Source organism: Nocardioides bruguierae (assembly GCF_023656415.1).
Taxonomy (GTDB): Bacteria; Actinomycetota; Actinomycetes; order Propionibacteriales; family Nocardioidaceae; genus Nocardioides; species Nocardioides bruguierae.
Window position 1 is genome coordinate 1 of the sequence record NZ_JAMOIL010000044.1, and the last position, 18,663, is coordinate 18,663.

Here is an 18,663-nt window from a genome sequence, read left to right on the forward strand (position 1 = left end):
ACCATGACCCTCCGACCGCTCGCGGCCGCCGTGGCCCTCACCAGCGCCCTCGCACTCTCCGCGTGCTCCTCCGACGACCCCGACCCCGTCGTCGCGGACCCCACCCCCAGCGCCCCCTCCTCCAGCGTGGACCCCACGCCCACTGAGGACGCGGCGGAGCCCTGGGAGGCTCGTGGGCCACGAGGAGCGGTCGCCTTCGTGGCGCATTGGACTGAGACCTTCAATGCGGCCTTTCAGAGCGGAGAGACGGGTGATCTGTCGGGCCTGAGCTCGGCCGACTGCGAGGGCTGCACGGCAGTGATCGACCTGATCGACGGCACCTACGCGGACGGGGGTTCCATACGCGGCGACGGGTGGACGATCACCACCAGCAGTTGGTCGGAGAGCCCGCGAGCCGGCGATCAGGCCGTCACCGTGACGTTCGATCAGCCGAAGCAGACCTTCATCGAGTCAAGTGGGGAGCCCAGCACCAGCGCCGCGGCGACATCCCGGTACGCGTTCGTCCTCGACTGGCGTACTGACGGCTGGCAGATCTCCGACCTGCGGGTCCTCTCATGATCCCGAGAATCGGTGCCCCAGCCGTGTTGCTCGCCCTCGGCCTAGCGATGAGTACATACCCGGCTCGCGCCGACGACGCGGACGCCAGCAGTGGGCCGAACCGCTTCGATGTCAGCGTCAAGGAGGCTACCGAGGGTTCCGAGGGCGAGGCGACAGCCGCTGCGGCGTCCTCAGGACCGCAGGTGGTCGATCAGTACTGGGACGCTCACTGCGAGCGCGGCAGCGGCAACGCGTCCGACGCGGTCTACGGATGCGGCGGGGATGCGGTCTGTGGAGACGACGGGCTCCTGTACACCTACTGGGTTAGGTACGAGGGCAACCCGGAGTGGGTCATTGCAGGCGAGGTGTGCCTGAGCGATGCCGAAGCCGAGGCGAGAAACGCGCCCGCACCTGATCTCCCTGGGGCAGTGCGCCGAGCCTTCGAGCGGGTGGACCTGCCCCGCGGCGAGCTCGTCATCCAGCCACCCGACGGCGAGACCCTGGTGAACATCGACACCCTCGTCCACACCGAGGCCGAACCGTTCACCGAGACCGTCACCCTCCTCGGCCGGACCATCGACCTCGACATCACGCCGGCCCAGTTCACCTGGACCTTCGGCGACGGAGCCTCACTCACCACCACCGACCCCGGCCGCGCCTACGACCCCGGCCTCCCGATGACCGCCTACGTCTCCCACCAGTACGAGACCGCCCAACAGGCCGACCTCGCCGTCACCACCACCTGGACCGCCCGCTGGCGCGTGGACGGCGGCACCTGGCAAGACGTCGACGGCACCGTCGAGTCCACCAGCCCCGCCCAGAGAATCCAGGTCCGCACCGCCACCCCACGCCTCACCGCCACCGGCGTCACCTACACCCGGGACTGACCCGAACGAGCACACGCAACATCAACGCGGAGCCGCACACGCACCAGGTGCGTGCCGCGCTCCGCGATCGCGGTTCTCCATACGCGCGATGGCTCGGGGCTGACCCGGGAAGGCAGACCATGACCCTCCGACCGCTCGCGGCCGCCGTGGCCCTCACCAGCGCCCTCGCACTCTCCGCGTGCTCCTCCGACGACCCCGACCCCGTCGTCGCGGACCCCACCCCCAGCGCGCCGGCCTCCATCGGCGAGGCCACGCCCAGCGCAGACACGACAGTCGATGCGTGGGCCGAGGAGTCTCCGGAGGGGGCCATGGCGTTCGCCCAGCTCTGGCTCGACACGTTCACGGACGCGGCTCGGAGCGGTGACACCACCGCGCTCCGCTCGATCAGCAGCCGCGGGTGCGCCACCTGCGCGGACTTCGCTGACGCCATCGACCATCGCTACAGCCATGGCGGCAGCATCGAGATGGACGATTGGGTGCTCACGCGGGTCACCTGGAGCCAGACCCCCGAGCAGAACTTCGCGGTGAACTGGACCATGCGCGTCCCCGAGCAGCGCTTCGTGGACGCCAGGGGCATCGTGGAGACTGCCGCGGCACTGCGCGCGAAGTACACCTTCCAGATGCGCTGGCAGCGTGACCCCTGGCAGGTCACCGCGGTGACGACCGAGGGCGCCTCATGAGGCAACGCGGAGCCGCACACGCACCAGGTACGTGCCGCGCTCCGCGATCAGGAAGGCTCAGTCAGCCACCACGTCCGCGAGGACACCGAGCACGGTCTCCTTGCGGGGTGCGCCGGCGGCGCGGGTCGACTCGGCACCGGCGGAGTCGAGGATGAGCGTGGTGGGGGTGCGGGTGACGTCCAGCTCGCGCACGAGCTCGAGGTGCTGCTCGGCGTCCACCTCGAGGTGCACGACGCCGGGCACGACCTCCGAGACCTCACCCAGCACGCGTCGGGTCGTGCGGCACGGGGCGCAGAAGGCGCTGGAGAACTGCACGAGGGTGGCCCGCTCCCCCAGCTCGGCGTCCGGGATGGCGGCGAGCACGTGGGTCCACGCGTTCGCCGGCTCGGCGGGCACCTCGTCGACGGCGGACGCGGCAGCGGGCACCGGGGAGTCGGCCGCGCCGGCGTCCTGCGGGATCTGCCGGGTGCCACGGAACCGACCGTCGGTCATCGCGCGGTAGGCCCCGAAGGCCACGGCGACGACGACGGCCACGACAGCGATCACCACTCCAGAGGTCATGCCGGATGCAACCACGAGGAGCACGCATGTCTTCCACGGCGTCCAGCGGCGCGCGTCTTGCGCAAACCTTTATCAGCGCCTGCCGAAGCCTTCACGGAGCACACCCATGCTCGTGGTCATGACCCCGCTCCTCGTCGCACTGGCCCTGCTGCTCTGGCTGGTCGTCCCGTTCCCGCTCGCCGTGGCGGTCGGACGCGCCTTCGCCCGCGGCCACGAGCACGACGCCCACGACCTCACCGTCACCCCGATCGCCCTGCACCCGCGCTTCGGCTCGGACGACACCACCGGCGGTCACGGAGCGATCGGGGCTGCCTGACGCGGCTAGCACACCTTGACATCGGCGTCCGGCAATCGGATGAAAACCGAGGTCACAGGGCCCCCACAGGACGACGAGAACGCTTTCATGTGGGCCGCGTAAAGACTCAGCACGAAGGGTTTCCACCACTGAACTGCCGGGTAACACTCTGTTATCCGCATCACACCCCAGCACCGCGGAGGAGGAGCACGACCATGGACCTGACGCTCAACTGGGCTGTCGCCCTCGGTTCCCTGGCGGTCCTCTGGGTGCTCCTGCCCTGGCCCCTGGCTCTCGCCGTGGGTCGCGCGTTCCGCGACGGGCAGGGGGATGACGGTGCGGGCGTCCGCGTCACTGAGACTCACGAGGTCGCCCGCACCGCCGCACACCTCTGACGCCGGCGTCCACCAGGACCCGTCACGTCACCACTCGCCCCCGGACCCGCCAGCAGGCGGCCGGGGGCGAGTCGCGTCACGGGCCGATTGCGCCGGCCGACCGACCCGGCCGGAGCTCGCCGAGCCCGACCGACCATCACACCGGGAGCGCGCGTCGTGCCGACAGGGCCGGTGGTCCGGGACGACGGGGCCCCGCCGCGTCCACGATGCGGGACCACGCACGCCTCACGCCGGGACGGAGGTCCTCAGCCACCCGCGAAGGGCGGCAGCACCTCCACGACCTGGCCCGGCGAGACCGTCACCGAGGCCGGGTCGCGGGACCCCACCGGAAGGTCGTCCACCAGCACTGAGCAGGCCTTCACCACGTCGGAGAGGGTCGTGCCGGGGTGCTCGGCGACGGCCCGCGCGAGCACCTCCACGAGCGTCAACTCCGTTGTGACGGACAGGTGATCGGCGTCCGTCCCGGCAACGTGCCGGGCACCTGCCCAGTACCTGACGGTGATGATCTGCGTCTCATTCATCGGTTCAGCCCTTCCAATGTGACGCCTTCGTTTCGTTAATATTCACCAGCAGTCAACAGACCGAGGCCCAACGTTGCGTTTCGGAAGCCACCCACACCCGATGGGAGGAGAACCCGCGTGAGCACTCTCCTGCTTCTCACCAGCGCCCTGCAGCCCTCCGCCGAGGTCCTGCCCGGTCTCGCGCTCCTGGGTCACCAGGTCCGCATCCTGCCCGCCGAGGGCTCGGCTCTGCTCGAGGCCCCCGAGTCCGACCTCCTGCTCGTGGACGGACGCCAGGACCTGGCCCACGCCCGCGACCTGTGCCGCCTGATCCGCACGACCGGGACGGACGTCCCGGTCATCCTGGTCACCACCGAGGGCGGCCTCGCCGTCGTCAGCCACGACTGGGGCATGGACGACGTCGTGCTGCACACCTGTGGCCCCGCCGAGCTCGAGGCCCGCATCAAGCTCGCCATCGGCAAGCTCACCGCCACCCGCGAGGCGGCGGACCCCGAGGCCCACGTCATCCGCTCCGGCGAGGTGCTCGTCGACGACGCGACCTACACCGCCAAGATCGGTGGCCGCCCGCTCGACCTCACCTTCAAGGAGTTCGAGCTCCTGAAGTTCCTGGCGCAGCACCCCGGCCGCGTGTTCTCCCGCCAGCAGCTGCTCCAGGAGGTCTGGGGCTACGACTACTTCGGTGGCACCCGCACCGTCGACGTCCACGTCCGCCGGCTGCGCGCCAAGCTCGGCCCCGAGAACGAGACGCTCATCGGCACCGTCCGCAACGTCGGCTACCGCTTCGTGCTGCCGACCAAGGACGCGAAGAGCGCCGAGTCCGACATGCGCCTGACCGACGACCTCGCGCTCGACGCCTGATCGCTCGGGCTGATCACTCGGGCTGCCTGACACGGACGCACCCCAGCGGCCCGCACGCGGGCCCCGCGCCTCCCCTCCAGCACGTGGCGCCAGGAGACCTCACGGTCACCTGGCGCCTCGTCTGCTTCTGGGCCTCGGTCTCGCGACAGGACTTCGTCCTCCCTCGACCACCGCTCTCAGGCGGACGCGGCGGGGCAACTCGGCCCGCAGGCGCGCACCGCGCCCCGCCAGCCGTGGTGCGCGAGCACGCGGCCCAGCAGCCCGGCGGTCCGGCAGGGGTCGTCGAGGACCTGGGCGTAGCGCAGCCGCAGCCGGTGCTGGCCGGCGGCGGCGTCCTCGAGGTCACGGCGAGCGTCCCGCGCGCCCGCCACCCATCCGGCGTAGCCGAGCCGACCGTCCAGCTCGACCGAGACCAGCCCGCCGCCGTAGGTGACGTCCTGCAGCCCGCGCCCGCCCGGCCTCGGGTCCTGCCGAGAGCCGGTGGGCAGGCCGTGCGCCCGCTCGACCCGGTGCAGGTACGCACGCTCGAGCACCGAGCAGGCGCCCGCCTCGACGTCGTCCAGCACCGCGAGCACGAGTCGTCGGTGCCGGAGCCTGCGGCGTCGCCGCGCCGCGTGCCGCAGACGGGCCGGGGTGCTGCTGCGATCTCCGACCGCGTCGCTGAGCAGCCGCACGACCGCGGTGCCGGCGTCCGCGTGCTCCACGAGCCCCAGGACGACCTCCTCGACCCGCACCCGTGGTGGGGATGCCGCCGCGCGCACCCGCTGGGCGAGTCCGCGCACCCGATGCAGTCGGACGCCCACCGGGGGCCGCACACGTCGGGACTCGTCGACGGCCACCTCGACCGGGCGGTGAGACAGGTCGGTGGCCGACTCCAGGTGCAGGGCCGCCGGTCCGACTGCGAGCACGGCGGCCCAGCAGGTCTGCTCGTCGGTGAGCGGGCCGGTGTGGTCGACCCACACCGCTCGGTGGACCCGTCTCAGCAGCCGCCTTCGCTCCCACCGGGCGACGTCCGCGCGCGCCAGTGGTCGCTGCGCCGGCGCGTGGTCGCGCAGCTGCTGGAGCGTCACCACCCCGCACTGCCGCTGCAGCGCGCGCAGGCACACGCGCAGGTCCTCGTCGTCCATGCTCGGAGGCTGCCCCGCTGGTCGGCGGTCACCCTCCGGGGTCGGCGAGCTGTGGATGACCTCGCGCGCCTGCCGGAACGCGGAGCGCGAGGAGCACCGGACGCTTCCAGCGCTCCGGCTTGTGGGGCGTCCGGTTCTCGCGACAGGACTTCGTCCTTCCTCGACCAGCGACGTGTGGGGGGCCGGAGAAGCAACAGCCCCTCACCACGCCGGGTAGCGGCAGCGTCCTAGGTTGGACCCATGGCTGACCCCCGCATCGACTCCCTCGCCCTGGCCGCCGAGCGCGCCGACGGCACCGCGCCGCTCGACGAGGCGACCCGGATGACGCTGCGGCACCACCCTGACGAGGTCACCGCCCTGGTCGAGGACGAGGGCTTCGCGCTGCTGACCGGCGGCGAGATCACCCTCGTCGTGGACCCCGAGCACCGCGGACGCGGCGTGGGCGCCCGGCTGCTGGGGCGGCTGCTCGAGGGGGTCGAGGGGCCGCTGGCCGCCTGGTCGCACGCCGACCACCCCGCCGCACGGGCGCTGGCCGCCCACCACGGGTTCGAGCGGGTGCGCGAGCTGTGGGTGATGCGCCGCCCGGCGAGCGAGCCGCTGCCGCCGCTGGAGGTGCCGGACGGGGTGGTGGTGCGCGGCTTCGACGCGCTCGACCCCGCCGACCCGAAGGACCTGCTGGCCGTCAACGCCGCCGCGTTCGCCCACCACCCCGAGCAGGGGTCGATGGACGCCGCCAACCTGGCCGAGCGGATGGCCGAGCCGTGGTTCTCCTCGCCGGGGCTGCTGATGGCCCGCGAAGTCTCCCCGCGGCCGGCCGGGGTGGAGGGCGAGGGCCCCGTCGAGGGGGCGCTGCTCGGGTTCCACTGGACCAAGCAGCACGACGCCGCCACGGGCGAGGTCTACGTCGTCGGGGTCTCCCCCGACGCGCAGGGCCGCGGCCTCGGCGCGGTGCTGACCAACGCCGGGCTGCACCACCTGCACGGTCTGGGTGTGGACGAGGTCATCCTCTACGTCGAGTCCGACAACCACGCCGCCGTCCGCGTCTACGAGGGCAAGCTGGGCTTCACCCACGCCCCCGAGGACACGCACGTGATGTACCGCCGGAGCTGAGCGCTCGCCCCGGCCCCGTCGGCGCCGTGGGTGGGCGGGTCAGCAGACCGAGTCGGACGACTGCGGGCGGCTGAGCCCGAACAGCGGCCGCAGCCGCACGCCGAGCACGGTGCCGACCAGCGCGACCGCGCCCCACACCCAGCCGTGCAGGCTGAGGCTGGAGATGCCGCCCAGGTAGGCGCCGATGTTGCAGCCGTAGGCCAGGCGGGCGCCGTAGCCCATGAGCAGGCCACCGATCACGGCGCCGAGCGCGAGCCTGGCCGGGACGCGCTGGTGCAGCGTGAACGCGCCGGCCAGCGCGGAGGCGACCATGGCGCCGACGATGATGCCCAGGTCGGTGAGACTGGTGGACTCCGCCAGCACCGAGCCGGCGAGGACGTCGGCGCGGTCGCCGGACCAGAAGGTCCAGGTGGACGGGTCGGCGATACCGAGCGCACCGGCGGCCTTGGAGCCCCACAGCGCGAACGCGGTGGTCACGCCCCACGGGCTGCCCGAGACGAGCAGGACGCCGAGGTTGAGCACCGCCAGCGCGGCGGCGCCGACCCAGAGCGGCCAGGACCCACGCAGCACGCGGGCCAGGCCGCGGGCGGTGGGCACGGGGCCGATCGGCGGGGGCGTGCGGCGGCGCTCGACCACGATCGTGACGGCCACGATCAGCGCCAGCACCACGAGGGTCACCACGACGCCGGCCGTGTAGGAGCCGAACACGTCGGCGAGGCTGACGGCGCCGATGTTGGGCGTCCGAGCCCACCAGCCGAGGTGCGCGGCGCCGACGGTCGCGCCGACCACGAAGCCGCCGAGGGTCAGCAGGATCGAGGTCTGGCCGGACCCGACCGCATACAGCGTCCCGGAGGCGCAAGCGCCACCGATCTGCATGCCCACCGCGAAGACGAACGCTCCGACCACGAGGCTGACGCCCACCGGCGCGACGTTGCCCGAGACCGAGCCGGCCACGGGCGCGAGGCCCATGGCGAGCACCGGCGCGAACAGCACGGTGGTGAGCGCCAGCAGCAGCGAGTGCGCCCGCAGGCCGCGGCCCTGGCCGACCGAGACCAGCTGCCGCCAGGCCGAGGTGAACCCGAACCGGGCGTGGAACAGCGTGAAGCCGAGGCCCGCCCCGAGCGCGAGGAGCGCGGCCTGGGGCCAGCCCTGCGTCGTCCAGGCGGCGACCACGAGGGCCAGCAGCGCGACGACACCGACGGTGAGGACGCCCCACTGGGGGCGTCCGGCCTCAGGGGCCCGTGGGGTCGGACGGGCGGCGGGACGTGACGGCGCCTGGGCGGCGAGGGACATGCGAGAAACCTCCGAGAACGGGACGGACCCCGGGCACAACGGCCCGGGGCGTCCTCCCGCTTCCCACCGCGCGGGTGAGTCATCTCCCCCGCTCGACAGGAATCTCCACCCGCTCGGAGCGGGGAGGGGGATGGTGCTCCCTCCCGCGGGTGGCCCCTCAGCCGCGCAGGTTCGGCCGCACGTGCAGCCCGACCTCCGGGTCGACGACGACCTCCTGGCCGGCGGGCATCCCGTCGACGACCAGCGTCGCGTCGGTGGCCACGTTGCGCTTGACCACGGCCAGCGCGATCGGGCCCAGCTCGTGGTGGCGGGCGGACGAGCCGACGAACCCGACCTCCTTGCCGCGCTCGTCGCCGGCCACCGTGAGCGGCGAGCCCTGCGTCGGCAGCCGGTTCTCCGTGCCGTCGAGGTGCAGCATCACCAGCCGCCGCGGCGGGCGCCCCAGCGTGTGGACGCGGGCCACGGTCTCCTGGCCGCGGTAGCACCCCTTGTCGAGGTGGACGGCGGGGCCGACCCACCCGACCTCGTTGGGGATGGTCCGCTCGTCGGTGTCGATGCCCAGCCGGGGCTCCCCGCGCTCGATGCGCAGCGCCTCGAACGCCCACAGCCCGGCCGTGGGGCCGGCCGCGGCCGCGTAGGTCGCCAGCTGGTCACGCGGGACGAGCTCGTAGCCCTGCGCGTGGTCGGCCTCCTGGTCGAGGTCCGGCTTCGCGCGCCAGGTGACGGCCAGCTCGCTGGTGAGGTCCTCGAGCTCGACCTTGCTCCAGAAGCGCATCTTGGTCAGCCAGTCCAGCAGCGCGGCGCCGCGGCCCGGCTCCGTGTGCAGGGTGAACGCCTCGCCGTCGTCCACGCCGGTGAAGGCGTGCTCGACGTGGCCGTTGGCCGAGAGCATCAGCGCGTGGGTCCAGCGGCCCGGGGTGAGGTCGCGGAAGAACTGGGTGGAGAGGTCGTGCAGCCAGGTCAGCCGGTCCGGGCCGCTGATCCGCAGCACCTCGCGGTGCGAGAGGTCCACGAACCCCTCGCCGCCGACCAGCGTGCGCTGCTCGCCGTTGAACGAGCCGTAGTGCGCCGCCACGGGGGCGTCGACGCCGTCGCCGGCGACCGCGCCGGGCAGGGACAGGAGGGGGCTCAGCATGTCTCTCCTAACGACCGGGTGGGGTGCGGGTGTTCCGGTGGTCTCGACGTGCGCTCCTCGCCAGGGCTCGTCGCTGCTCGACCACCGGGACGGGTGGGCTCGACCACCGAGGGGCTCAGTCGGTGCAGGTGGTGCAGTGGCCGAAGACGGTGAGGTGACCCAGGTCGGCCTCGAAGCCGTGCTGCTCGCGCAGGAGGGCGGCGAACGCACCGGCCGCGCCGGCGTCCACGCTGGTGACCCTGCGGCAGGTGCGGCAGACGAGGTGGAAGTGCTCGTGGTCGTCGACGACGTGGTAGGTCGGCGCGCGGTCGGAGAGGTGGGCGTGCCGGATCAGGCCCAGCTCCTCGAGCACCTCGAGGGTCCGGTAGACGGTGGAGGCGTTGACCGCCGAGGCGTGCCGGCGGACCTCCGCGAGCACCTCGTCGGGCGTCGCGTGCTCGAGCGACTGCACGGCGCGCAGGATCAGCTCGCGCTGCGGGGTCAGGCGGTAGCCGCTCCCCCGGAGCCGGTCACGCAGGTCGTCGTCCGCCACGCCGCCATCCTTGCAGGCGGGTCAGGCTCGCTGCAGGCGCGCCCACAGGTGCGGCTGGAGCTCCTGGCCCATCGCCTCCATGTCGTAGGCGTAGAGCAGGTCGCCGTCGACGTTGCCGTAGAGGCGGTGGCCGCCGGTGATCTCCTTGGCGGTCTCGGTGAAGGAGACGCCCGCGGTGCGCATCTCGATCTTGCCGTCGTCGGCGTTGCCGTACCAGACCTCGCTGACGCCGCTGGAGTGGCTGAGCAGCAGCTCGACCTTGCCGCGCTCGGGGCACCGCAGGAAGCCGGTCTCCTGGGCGGCGTCGCGCACCTTCTCGCCGGATTCGTCGACGATCCAGGACTTGGCGAAGTAGTGGAAGAACGGGCGACCGTCCTGCTGGAAGGTGATCTCCTGCGCGAACGAGAACCCGTCGATGGTCGGGTAGTCGCCGTGGCCGTTGCCGCGCCACGTGCCCAGCAGCCAGACGACCGGGGCGCAGTTCAGGTGCAGGTTCGGGGGAAGCTCGATAGGCACCGAGCGAGCCTAACGGCTCAGCGCGAGGCGGTAGAAGCCGCAGAGGAGGGTGAGGACGACGCCGACGCCAACCCCTCCGCGGCGTCGACGTCGTCCTCGAGCGCTGCGGCCAGGGGCCGCAGCGCGTCGGTGAGCAGCGGAGCGAGGCGCTCCGCGTACTGGATCGTGAGGTGCACCCCGTCGACCGTCACCGGCACGTCGCCGACGAACCCGGGGCACTGGCCCTGCACGCAGAACCACGACTGGGTGTCGACGTAGGCGGCGCCGGCCGCCTCGGCGGCGGCCTCCTCGCCGGCCCGGTGGTCGCGGTAGAGCTGGTTCGGGGTGGTCGCGCACTGCACGGGCGTGCCGACGCGGGTCACGCAGTCGACCAGGTACTGGTGGTTGGGCGGCGAGCCGAGCACCACGACCTGCGTGTCGGTCGGGACGAGGCGCAGCGCCGCGGCCAGCGCGGACTGCGACAGCGAGCGGTGGGTGCCGCCGATGTCGGCGCGGTCGGCGTTGCTCGCCTGGTCCATGGAGGAGGCCATGATGAGGACGTCGGGGGTGTTCTCGTCGAGCCAGTCGTGCACGGCGTCGTGGAACTGGCCGCACTCCGGGTAGGCCTCCTCGTCCTGCTTGACGTAGCTCTTCAGCTCCCACGGCCCGCACTGCTGGAGCGTCAGCTGCTGCACCGCCCAGCCCTCGGCCTCGAAGGCGGTGCGCACGGTCGGCATCCAGGAGGCCGCCACCGAGTCGCCGTAGACGGCGACCACCGGCTGGTCCTTCTTCCCGGTGCTGTTGAACAGGCAGGACGACAGGTCGTCGACCGGGGTCTCGCCGCAGCCGTAGGTGGCCTGCTCGGACTCCCAGTCAGTGCTGCGCAGGTAGGCCAGCGAGGGGTCGAAGTCGGGGAACCCGTCCTCCTCCAGCGAGCTCAGCATCGAGGCCTGGAGGTCGGCGTCGGCCAGGTCGGCCGCGCCGGCGGCGTCCTCCGCGGCCGGGCCGCGCAGCACGGAGGCGGCGATCATGATCGCCACCACCGCGGTGCCGACCATCGCGAAGCCGCGGGCCTGCCCGGCGAGGCCACCGCCGCCGATCGCGCCGCGCACCTTCTCGCCCAGCGGGCGCGGGTCGCGCGGGGGCTTGCGCTTCTTCTCGGCCGCGGTCATCCAGAACCGCGCGTTGCGCAGGGGCCGCTCGACCAGGTGGTAGGACCCCGACGCCAGGACGAGGGTCGCGACCGGCACGACGACGTAGAACGCCCACTCGTGGCCGGCGAAGAACGGCTCGCCCAGCACGATCAGCGGCATGTGCCACAGGTAGATCGAGTAGGAGATGTCGCCGAGGTAGCGCATCACCGGGTTGTCCAGCGCCCAGATGAACCGGGTGTGCCCGTCGAGCCCGCCGGTGATGAGCAGCAGCGAGGCCGCGACCGGCACCAGGCCCCAGGGCGCCGGGAACTGGACCGTGGACTGGATCAGGAAGATCACCGTCAGCACGCCGACCAGCCCCACCCAGGCCAGCGCGTGCCGCAGCCGCCGCGGCCAGGTGACGACCATCGGCGCCACGACCGCCAGCAGGCCGCCGGCGCCGAACTCCCAGGCGCGGTCGAAGGTGTTGAAGTAGGCGGTCGTCGGGTTCGCGGCCGAGTGCCACAGCGAGAACGCGAAGGTGCCGAGCGTGAGCGCGCCGAGCACGAGCAGCGTCGGCCAGCCGCCGCGCAGGCGGCTCTCCGTGGCCGGCTCGAGGGCGGACGCAGCGGCGCTGCCGGCGTCCTGCCGCTTGCTGCGGCTCCGCAGGGCCAGGGCGCCGAGCGCGATGCCCAGGAGCACCAGGGCCGGCCAGAAGACGTAGAACTGCTCCTCCACCGACAGCGACCAGTAGTGCAGCAGCGGGGACTCCGACTGCGGCGAGAAGTAGTCGGTGCCGTCGGCGGCGAAGTGCCAGTTGACGGCGAAGAAGGCGGCCCAGGTGGCGTCGGTCAGGACGTCGCCGGCGCGCACGCCGGAGTAGAGCCACCAGGTCGCCAGCACGGTGAGCGCCAGCACGAGCAGCGCCATCGGGAACAGGCGCCGGACGCGGCCCAGGTAGAAGACCGGCAGCATCCTCGCGCCGTACTTCGGCAGCTGGGTGAGCAGGATCGTGGTGATCAGGTAGCCCGAGAGCACGAAGAAGATGTCGAGGGCCGCGAAGACGCCGGGGGGCCAGGCCGTGAGGTGCCCGAGCACCACCAGGCTGACGCCGAGACCGCGGACACCCTGGATGTCGCGCCGGAGCCCGGTGAACAGGCTCGAGCGCGCAGACTCCTCGGCCACGCTTGCTTCCCCCATGTGCAGGCGACCGCGGAGCATCACGCGGGCGCCGTCGATCTCGGCTGTCGTCGTGGACGACGTCGTCCACTGCACAGGTGTCTACCCAGCTGCGCCCGGCCGACACGTAAAGGATTGCTGGTCCCTTGCCCGGACCTTGTCCGCACGCCCCTACGCTGGGCGGATGCGATCGCTCGTGCTCAAGGTCACTGCCGGCCCCCAGGACGCCGAGCGCGCCAACCAGGGCCTCACCGTCGCCGCCGCGGCGGCCGCCGCCGGGGCCCACGTGTCGCTGTGGCTGACCGGTGAGTCCGCCTGGTGGGGCACCCCCGACCACGGCCGGTCGCTGGCGCTGAAGTACGCCACCGAGGTCGACCAGCTCATCGCGATCGTGCTCGAGATGGGCACCGTCACCATCTGCGGGCAGTGCGCCGCCCGCCGCGAGATCGGCGAGGCCGACACCCTCCCCGGCGTCACGATCCGTGGTGCGGCGGTGTTCGCCGAGGAGGTCCTCGCGGACGGGGTCCAGGCGCTCGTGTACTGAGCCGGGTCGGGGCCCCTGGGGGCCTGGGCTAGGGGATACGACCCACCACATTCGTGGTTTCGGGCGGCCCGAACCACGAATGGGGTGGGTCGTACCCCCTTGGCCCGCACCGATGAGTACCGAGCTCAGAAGGCCATCAGGTTCTCCCGCATCGTGGTGCCGGTGTACTCGGTGCGGGTCAGGCCACGCGCCTGGAGGGCAGGGACGAGCCCGTCGGCGATCCGGTCGATGTGGGCCCGGCTGACCTGGCCGGTGATGAGGAAGCCGTCGCCGCCGACGAAGTCCATGACCTCGCCCATCCGCTCGGCCACGGCGTCGGGGGTGCCCTCGAGCGGCACGCAGTCCAGGCCCCAGGTCGAGGCGATCTCGCGCAGCGTCTTGCCCTTGCCGCGGATCAGGAAGTTCTCCAGCGTCGAGCGGTGACCGTTGGTGGTCACCTCCGGCACGACGGCGTCGAGGTCGAAGGTGGAGAAGTCGTTCTCGGTCAGGCAGGAGAGGTGGCCCAGCGTCGACTCGACGCGGACGTCGTCGGGGCGCTCGGCCAGCTGCTTGAGCCGCGCCACCTCGGCGTCGTCCGCCCCCAGCATCGGGGTGACCACGAACATCACCTTGAGCGAGTCGGGGTCGCGGCCGAACTTCTCGGCGCGCTCGCGCATGTCGTCGCGCAGTGCCTTCATCGCCTCAGGACCCTGCGCGCTGGCGATGATCGTGTCGGCGTTGCGGGCCGCGAAGTCGCGTCCGCGGGGGCTGGCGCCGGCCTGGCAGAGCACCGGCTGCCCGCCGTAGGGCGGCAGCGCATTGAGCGGGCCGCGGACCTTGAAGTACTCGCCCTCGTGGTCGAGCGTGTGCACCTTCTCGTGGTCGACGAACGTGCCGGTCTCCTTGTCGAGCACGACGGCGTCCGGGTCCCACGTCTCCCACAGCCCCTTGACGACGTCCACGTACTCGTCGGCGCGCTGGTAGCGCTCGTCGTGGTCGGGCAGCTCGTCCATGCCGTAGTTCTGGGCGGCCCGGTCCTCCGAGGAGGTGACCATGTTCCAGCCGATCCGCCCCGAGGAGAGGTGCGAGAGCGTGGTCATCGAGCGGGCCAGCATGAACGGCGGGGTGAAGCTGGTGGAGACGGTGGTGATGATGCCGAGGCCCTTGGTGGCGTCGGCCAGCAGCGGGGCGAGCAGCACCGGGTCGTGCTTGGGCGCGTAGAGGGAGTGCTTGAGGTCGGCCTCCATCGTGCCGCCGTGGATGTCGGAGACCATCGAGGAGTCCTCGAACATCAGGTAGTCGAAGCCGGCCTTGTCGTACTGCTTGGCCAGGTGGAGGTAGATGTCGCCCTCCGGCCACGACTCGGCGTCGGCGTTGTCGAAGAGCGGGTTGTTCCACACCGGCGGGCGGAACGAGACGAAGCATCCGAGGTGGAACATGGCGCTGAGGGGTCCTCTCGTGGAACTGCTGACAGGGAATCGGGGTCAGGCGGACGCGGCGGAGCGCTGGTCCGGGGCGGGCTCGTCGCACGCGAGCCGCTGGTTCAGGCCGAGTCCGGCGGGCGGGGCGTCCCAGACGAGGCCGCGGCGGCGCAGCTCGGGCACCAGGCCCTCGCAGACCTGGTCGACGTAGCGGCGGGTGAGCATCCCGCCACCGCCCGCGAAGATGAGGTAGCCGTCGCCGCCGACCTCGCGGAAGGCGTGCTCCATCTCGTCGGCGACCGTCTCGGGCGTGCCGAACGCCGGGAAGGCCTCGAACTCGTCGCCGGCCGCCGCCTCCCGCAGCGGCCGGTCGCCGGCCCACTGGGCGAACTGCTTCAGCAGCGACTGGCTGCCGTTGGTCGACAGGTCGGTCGGGAACGGCTGGTCGAGCGGGAACTGCGAGAAGTCGATCTCGTCGCTCATCATCAGCAGCCGCCGCTCGGCCCGCTCGTCGGTGATCGCCAGCCGCTCCTCGCGCCGGCGCCGGGCCAGCTCGTCGGACTCCTCCAGGAACGGGGAGATCATGAAGAGGATCTTGATGTCGTCGGGGTTGCGGCCGTTCAGCTCGGCCCGGCGACGGACCTCGGCCCGGTACTCGCGCATGTCGTCGATGCCCTTGGCCGAGCTGACGATGACGTCGGCCGAGCGGGCGGCGAACTCCCGACCGGTGGGGCTGCCGCCGGCCTGGAAGATCGGCGGCAGGTCCTGCAGCGGGGGCAGCGCGTTGAGGGGCCCGCGGACGTCGAAGTACGTGCCGTGGTGGTGGATCGGCCGGACCTTCTCGTGGTCGACGTAGGTGCCGGTCGCCCTGTCCATCACCACGGCGTCGCGGTCCCACGAGCGCCAGAGCTTCTTCACCACGTCCACGAGCTCCTCGGCGATGAGGTAGCGCTCGTCGTGGTCGGGCAGCGCGTCCATGCCGAACTGCTGCGCCGCGAGCGGGCTGGAGGAGGTGACGACGTTCCAGCCGACCCGGCCGCCGGTGAGGTGGTCGAGCGTCGTGACCAGCCGCGCCAGGAGGAACGGCTGGTAGAAGCTGGACGACATCGTGGCGATGAACCCGAGCCGCTCGGTGGCGGCCGCGAGCACCGGCAGGAGCGGCAGCGGGTCGTTCTTGGGCCCGCGGACGGTGTGCTTGAGCTCGGCCTCGAAGGTGCCGCCGTAGGCGTCGGAGAGGTAGTTGCCGTCCTCGAGCATCATCGCGTCGAACCCGGCCGCGTCGAGGCGGCGGGCCATGTCGACGTAGAAGTCTCCGTTCATCCACTCGGCGCCGGCGTTGCCGGACCACGGGATGTTCCAGCCCGGCACCAGGTAGTTGACGAACCAGGCCAGGCGCATGCGCTGCGAGCTGCCCATCGGCGCACCCATCAGTACGACAGGAGGTTGTCGCGGAAGGTGGTGTGCTCGTAGCTGGTGCGGGTCAGGCCGCGGCGCTGGAGCTCGGGCACGAGGCCGTCGGTGACCTCGCTGATGTACTGCCGGGTCATCGGGCCCGAGATGAGGAAGCCGTCGCCGCCGACGAACTCCATCGTCTCCTGCATCTGGTCGGCGACCGTCTCGACCGAGCCGATGAGGTCGACGGCGTTGATGTTCCAGCCGGCCGCGGCCTCGCGCAGCGTCTTCGCGCCGTTCTCGCCGAGGCGCAGGAACTCGGCCAGTGTGGTGCGGTGACCGTTGGTCTCGACGTCCTGGGTCAGCGGCGCGTCGAGGTCGAACTGGGAGAAGTCGACCTCGGTGAGCGCGGAGAGGTGGGCCAGGGCGCGCTCGACGTTCTTGTCGGTCTGCGCCAGCGCGGCCGCGCGGCGGTCCTGCGCCTCGGCGTCGGTCTCGGCGAGCACCGGGTTGACGATGAAGAGCAGCTTGACGTCGTCGGGGTTGCGACCGGCGTGCTCGGCGCGGGCGCGGATGTCGTCGCGGTAGGCCTTCATCCGCTCCTTGCCGCGGGACTGGGTGATGATCGTGTCCGCGTGCTCGGCGGCGAACTGGCGTCCGCGGGGGCTGCCGCCGGCCTGGCAGATGACCGGGCGGCCCTGCGGCGAGGGCAGCGTGTTGAGCGGGCCGCGCACCGAGTAGAACTGGCCCTTGTGGTCGATGGTCGACACCTTCGTGTGGTCGACGTAGTGGCCGGTCTCCCGGTTCATCACCAGCGCGTCGGGCTCCCACGAGGACCACAGCTTGTCGACGACCTCGACGAACTCGTCGGCGCGGTCGTAGCGGGCGTCGTGCTCGTAGAGGTGGTCGAGGCCGTAGTTCTGGGCCGCGCGGTCCTCCGAGGACGTGACGATGTTCCAGCCGATGCGGCCGCGGGAGAGGTGGTCGAGCGTCGACATGGCCCGGGCCAGCTGGTAGGGCGGGTAGAAGCTGGTCGAGGCCGTGCAGACGATGCCGAGGTTCGTCGTCACCGAGGCCAGCAGCGGGGCCAGCGCCAGCGGGTCGTGCTTGGGCGCGTAGAGGTGGTGCTTGAGGTCGGCGCGCGAGGTGCCCTCGTAGGCGTCGGAGACCATCGAGGAGTCCTCGAGCATCATGTAGTCGAAGCCGGCCCGGTCGAGCGCCTTCGCGAAGTCCATGTAGAAGCGGCCGTCGGCCCACGTGCTGCCGATGTCGCCGCTGAAGGCCCCCTCCCAGATCGGCGGGGCGAAGTTGGTGAACCAACCGAGGTGGAACTTCTCCGTCACGGTGCGTGCCTCTCTGCATCGGGGTGGGCCTCGTTCGGCCCGCTGCGAGTGACGAGGACGCTAGGAACGCGGTGTTTCGCGCCGGTGCCGCCCGTCGACGGCTTGGGTTGCGCCGGAACGGGCCGCCTGCCGGCGTCCGTTGCCGCCACCCCGGCACCCCCTGCGCACCGCTCCCCCGCGTGTTGCGCCGTCTCGTGGCGGGCGGGTCGCGGGGCGGGATGGGGCCGGGTCGGAGGCGGGCGAGGCCGGGGTACGACCCACCACATTCGTGGTTCTGAGGCCCCGGAACCACGAATGTGGTGGGTCGTATCCCCCCGGCCCGGCCCCACCCCGACGAGGGTGGCGGGGGAAGCGGGGTCGCAGGGCCGGTCGCGATAGCCTGAGGCCGCCATGAACAGCCCCTCGCAGCCGCCCCTCGACCCTGCTCCGGGTGACTCCGCCCGCCGTTGGCGCCGCCGTCGTGGCGAGTCCCCTGCGGACGCCCCGACGCTGGAGGAGATGGAGGCGCGGATCGCGTCCCAGACCGCCGCCGCCGAGCGCGCCACCGGGCTGCGGGTCAGCGCCGAGCAGGCCGCCAGCGAGCAGGCCGCCGAGCGGCTGGTGGCCGAGGAGTCGGCCGCCGAGTCCGCCCGCGCCCGGGCCGCCGCCGACGACGCCGCCGCCGAGCACGCCCGCGCCGCCGAGCAGGCGCAGCAGGCCCGCGAGGCCGCCGAGCAGGCCCTGGCCGAGAGCGTCCGGGCCCGGGAGGCCGTCGAGGCGTCCGTCGGCGAGCTGACCCAGCGCCGCGAGGAGGCCGAGCGCCGCGCCGCCGAGGCCTCCGAGGCGCTGGCCGCCGCGCAGCAGGCCCGCGCCGAGGCCGAGCAGGCCGCCGCGTCCGCCGCCGACGCCCAGCGCGAGGCCGAGCAGCGCGCCACCGACGCCGCCCACGCCGTCACCGAGGCCCACGCCGCCCGCGAGGCCGCCGAGCAGGCCGCCCACGCCCGCGCGGACGAGGCGGAGCAGTCCCACGCCGGCCGACTGGCCGCCGAGGAGATCACCGCCGCGCACGCGGGCGCCGCCACGCAGGCGCACTCCGACCGCGAGAACGCCGAGCACACCGCCCGGGCCGCCGAGGAGCGGGCCGCCGACGCCGCGCAGGCCCGCGAGGCCGCCGAGACCACCGCCGCCGAGGCCACCGCCGCCAAGGAGGCCGCCGAGCAGGCCGCCGCCGGGGCGATCGAGGCCCGCGCGCAGGCCGAGGCGGCCG

Annotated in this window: 20 protein-coding genes; 9 read left to right on the plus strand and 11 right to left on the minus strand. The window is 72.6% G+C overall.

Translation table 11 applies throughout. The annotated features are described in order from the left end of the window. The 3 genes from M8330_RS20505 to M8330_RS20515 form a co-directional block, all read left to right on the plus strand. On the plus strand, positions 1-558 hold a 558-nt coding region (locus tag M8330_RS20505; RefSeq protein WP_250828849.1), incomplete at its 5' end, for a DUF6318 family protein. Between the two features lie 407 nt (positions 559-965). Next, the gene (locus M8330_RS20510; RefSeq protein WP_250828850.1) at positions 966-1,424 is read left to right on the plus strand and encodes a hypothetical protein; all 459 of its coding nucleotides are present in this window, start codon (positions 966-968) and stop codon (positions 1,422-1,424) included. Between the two features lie 119 nt (positions 1,425-1,543). Beyond that, a complete protein-coding gene (locus tag M8330_RS20515; protein WP_250828851.1) occupies positions 1,544-2,104 on the plus strand; it encodes a DUF6318 family protein in 561 nt (186 codons plus the stop codon). A 57-nt stretch (positions 2,105-2,161) separates the two neighbouring features. Here M8330_RS20515 and M8330_RS20520 read toward each other — a convergent pair whose 3' ends face one another. Beyond that, positions 2,162-2,665 (minus strand): thioredoxin family protein, encoded by a 504-nt coding sequence (locus tag M8330_RS20520; protein ID WP_250055070.1) that lies wholly within the window; start codon positions 2,663-2,665, stop codon positions 2,162-2,164. 118 nt (positions 2,666-2,783) lie between these two features. On the opposite strand from M8330_RS20520, the gene M8330_RS20525 reads away from it, so the two are divergent. Next, a complete protein-coding gene (locus M8330_RS20525) occupies positions 2,784-2,981 on the plus strand; it encodes a hypothetical protein (RefSeq protein ID WP_250828852.1) in 198 nt (65 codons plus the stop codon). A gap of 194 nt (positions 2,982-3,175) precedes the next feature. After that, positions 3,176-3,355, plus strand: a complete 180-nt coding sequence (locus M8330_RS20530) for a hypothetical protein (RefSeq protein WP_250055068.1) — start codon at positions 3,176-3,178, stop codon at positions 3,353-3,355. 245 nt (positions 3,356-3,600) lie between these two features. On the opposite strand, the gene M8330_RS20535 is transcribed toward M8330_RS20530, so the two are convergent. After that, positions 3,601-3,876 carry a MoaD/ThiS family protein gene (locus tag M8330_RS20535; protein ID WP_250828853.1) on the minus strand — a complete coding sequence of 92 codons (276 nt, stop codon included), beginning with the start codon at positions 3,874-3,876 and terminating at the stop codon, positions 3,601-3,603. Positions 3,877-3,993: 117 nt separating this feature from the next. Between M8330_RS20535 and M8330_RS20540 the strand changes: the two genes are divergently transcribed. Beyond that, the gene (locus M8330_RS20540) at positions 3,994-4,734 is read left to right on the plus strand and encodes a response regulator transcription factor (protein ID WP_250055066.1); all 741 of its coding nucleotides are present in this window, start codon (positions 3,994-3,996) and stop codon (positions 4,732-4,734) included. A 176-nt stretch (positions 4,735-4,910) separates the two neighbouring features. Here M8330_RS20540 and M8330_RS20545 read toward each other — a convergent pair whose 3' ends face one another. Beyond that, a complete protein-coding gene (locus M8330_RS20545) occupies positions 4,911-5,861 on the minus strand; it encodes a hypothetical protein (protein ID WP_250828854.1) in 951 nt (316 codons plus the stop codon). A 240-nt stretch (positions 5,862-6,101) separates the two neighbouring features. On the opposite strand from M8330_RS20545, the gene mshD reads away from it, so the two are divergent. Beyond that, entirely contained in the window at positions 6,102-6,971 is an 870-nt protein-coding gene (gene mshD / locus M8330_RS20550) for a mycothiol synthase (protein ID WP_250828855.1), read from the plus strand. A 39-nt stretch (positions 6,972-7,010) separates the two neighbouring features. Here the strand turns inward: mshD and M8330_RS20555 are convergent, their stop codons facing one another. From M8330_RS20555 to M8330_RS20575, 5 genes are all read right to left on the minus strand, one after another. Continuing rightward, on the minus strand, positions 7,011-8,264 hold the full coding sequence (locus M8330_RS20555; RefSeq protein ID WP_250828856.1) for a YeeE/YedE family protein: 1,254 nt from the start codon (positions 8,262-8,264) through the stop codon (positions 7,011-7,013). 157 nt (positions 8,265-8,421) lie between these two features. Continuing rightward, on the minus strand, positions 8,422-9,399 hold the full coding sequence (gene ygfZ, locus M8330_RS20560) for a CAF17-like 4Fe-4S cluster assembly/insertion protein YgfZ (protein ID WP_250828857.1): 978 nt from the start codon (positions 9,397-9,399) through the stop codon (positions 8,422-8,424). Between the two features lie 115 nt (positions 9,400-9,514). Continuing rightward, positions 9,515-9,931, minus strand: a complete 417-nt coding sequence (locus M8330_RS20565; protein ID WP_250055059.1) for a Fur family transcriptional regulator — start codon at positions 9,929-9,931, stop codon at positions 9,515-9,517. A 21-nt stretch (positions 9,932-9,952) separates the two neighbouring features. After that, positions 9,953-10,447 (minus strand): heme-binding beta-barrel domain-containing protein, encoded by a 495-nt coding sequence (locus M8330_RS20570; protein ID WP_250055057.1) that lies wholly within the window; start codon positions 10,445-10,447, stop codon positions 9,953-9,955. 17 nt (positions 10,448-10,464) lie between these two features. After that, entirely contained in the window at positions 10,465-12,744 is a 2,280-nt protein-coding gene (locus M8330_RS20575) for an acyltransferase family protein (protein WP_250828858.1), read from the minus strand. Positions 12,745-12,922: 178 nt separating this feature from the next. Here M8330_RS20575 and M8330_RS20580 point away from each other — a divergent pair, with 178 nt between their 5' ends. Continuing rightward, positions 12,923-13,282, plus strand: coding sequence for a DsrE family protein (locus M8330_RS20580; protein ID WP_250828859.1), 360 nt, complete (start codon positions 12,923-12,925; stop codon positions 13,280-13,282). 125 nt (positions 13,283-13,407) lie between these two features. Here the strand turns inward: M8330_RS20580 and M8330_RS20585 are convergent, their stop codons facing one another. Genes M8330_RS20585 through M8330_RS20595 form a run of 3 tightly spaced genes read right to left on the minus strand, consistent with a single transcriptional unit; the run spans position 13,408 to position 17,417 of the window. Continuing rightward, the gene (locus M8330_RS20585; RefSeq protein WP_250828860.1) at positions 13,408-14,700 is read right to left on the minus strand and encodes an NtaA/DmoA family FMN-dependent monooxygenase; all 1,293 of its coding nucleotides are present in this window, start codon (positions 14,698-14,700) and stop codon (positions 13,408-13,410) included. 45 nt (positions 14,701-14,745) lie between these two features. After that, on the minus strand, positions 14,746-16,098 hold the full coding sequence (locus M8330_RS20590) for an NtaA/DmoA family FMN-dependent monooxygenase (protein WP_250828861.1): 1,353 nt from the start codon (positions 16,096-16,098) through the stop codon (positions 14,746-14,748). Between the two features lie 11 nt (positions 16,099-16,109). Then, positions 16,110-17,417, minus strand: a complete 1,308-nt coding sequence (locus tag M8330_RS20595; protein WP_250828862.1) for an NtaA/DmoA family FMN-dependent monooxygenase — start codon at positions 17,415-17,417, stop codon at positions 16,110-16,112. 390 nt (positions 17,418-17,807) lie between these two features. Between M8330_RS20595 and M8330_RS20600 the strand changes: the two genes are divergently transcribed. After that, the coding region (locus M8330_RS20600) for a hypothetical protein (RefSeq protein WP_372490283.1) at positions 17,808-18,663 on the plus strand (856 nt) is incomplete at its 3' end.

Bases quoted from the DNA above. Each gene is read 5' to 3' on its own strand.
- ygfZ (WP_250828857.1), bottom strand. From the start codon at position 9,399: ATGCTGAGCCCCCTCCTGTCCCTGCCCGGCGCGGTCGCCGGCGACGGC.
- M8330_RS20525 (WP_250828852.1), top strand. From the start codon at position 2,784: ATGACCCCGCTCCTCGTCGCACTGGCCCTGCTGCTCTGGCTGGTCGTC.
- M8330_RS20580 (WP_250828859.1), top strand. From the start codon at position 12,923: ATGCGATCGCTCGTGCTCAAGGTCACTGCCGGCCCCCAGGACGCCGAG.
- M8330_RS20585 (WP_250828860.1), bottom strand. From the start codon at position 14,700: ATGTTCCACCTCGGATGCTTCGTCTCGTTCCGCCCGCCGGTGTGGAAC.
- M8330_RS20530 (WP_250055068.1), top strand. From the start codon at position 3,176: ATGGACCTGACGCTCAACTGGGCTGTCGCCCTCGGTTCCCTGGCGGTC.
- mshD (WP_250828855.1), top strand. From the start codon at position 6,102: ATGGCTGACCCCCGCATCGACTCCCTCGCCCTGGCCGCCGAGCGCGCC.
- M8330_RS20520 (WP_250055070.1), bottom strand. From the start codon at position 2,665: ATGACCTCTGGAGTGGTGATCGCTGTCGTGGCCGTCGTCGTCGCCGTG.
- M8330_RS20535 (WP_250828853.1), bottom strand. From the start codon at position 3,876: ATGAATGAGACGCAGATCATCACCGTCAGGTACTGGGCAGGTGCCCGG.
- M8330_RS20590 (WP_250828861.1), bottom strand. From the start codon at position 16,098: ATGGGCAGCTCGCAGCGCATGCGCCTGGCCTGGTTCGTCAACTACCTG.
- M8330_RS20555 (WP_250828856.1), bottom strand. From the start codon at position 8,264: ATGTCCCTCGCCGCCCAGGCGCCGTCACGTCCCGCCGCCCGTCCGACC.
- M8330_RS20515 (WP_250828851.1), top strand. From the start codon at position 1,544: ATGACCCTCCGACCGCTCGCGGCCGCCGTGGCCCTCACCAGCGCCCTC.
- M8330_RS20545 (WP_250828854.1), bottom strand. From the start codon at position 5,861: ATGGACGACGAGGACCTGCGCGTGTGCCTGCGCGCGCTGCAGCGGCAG.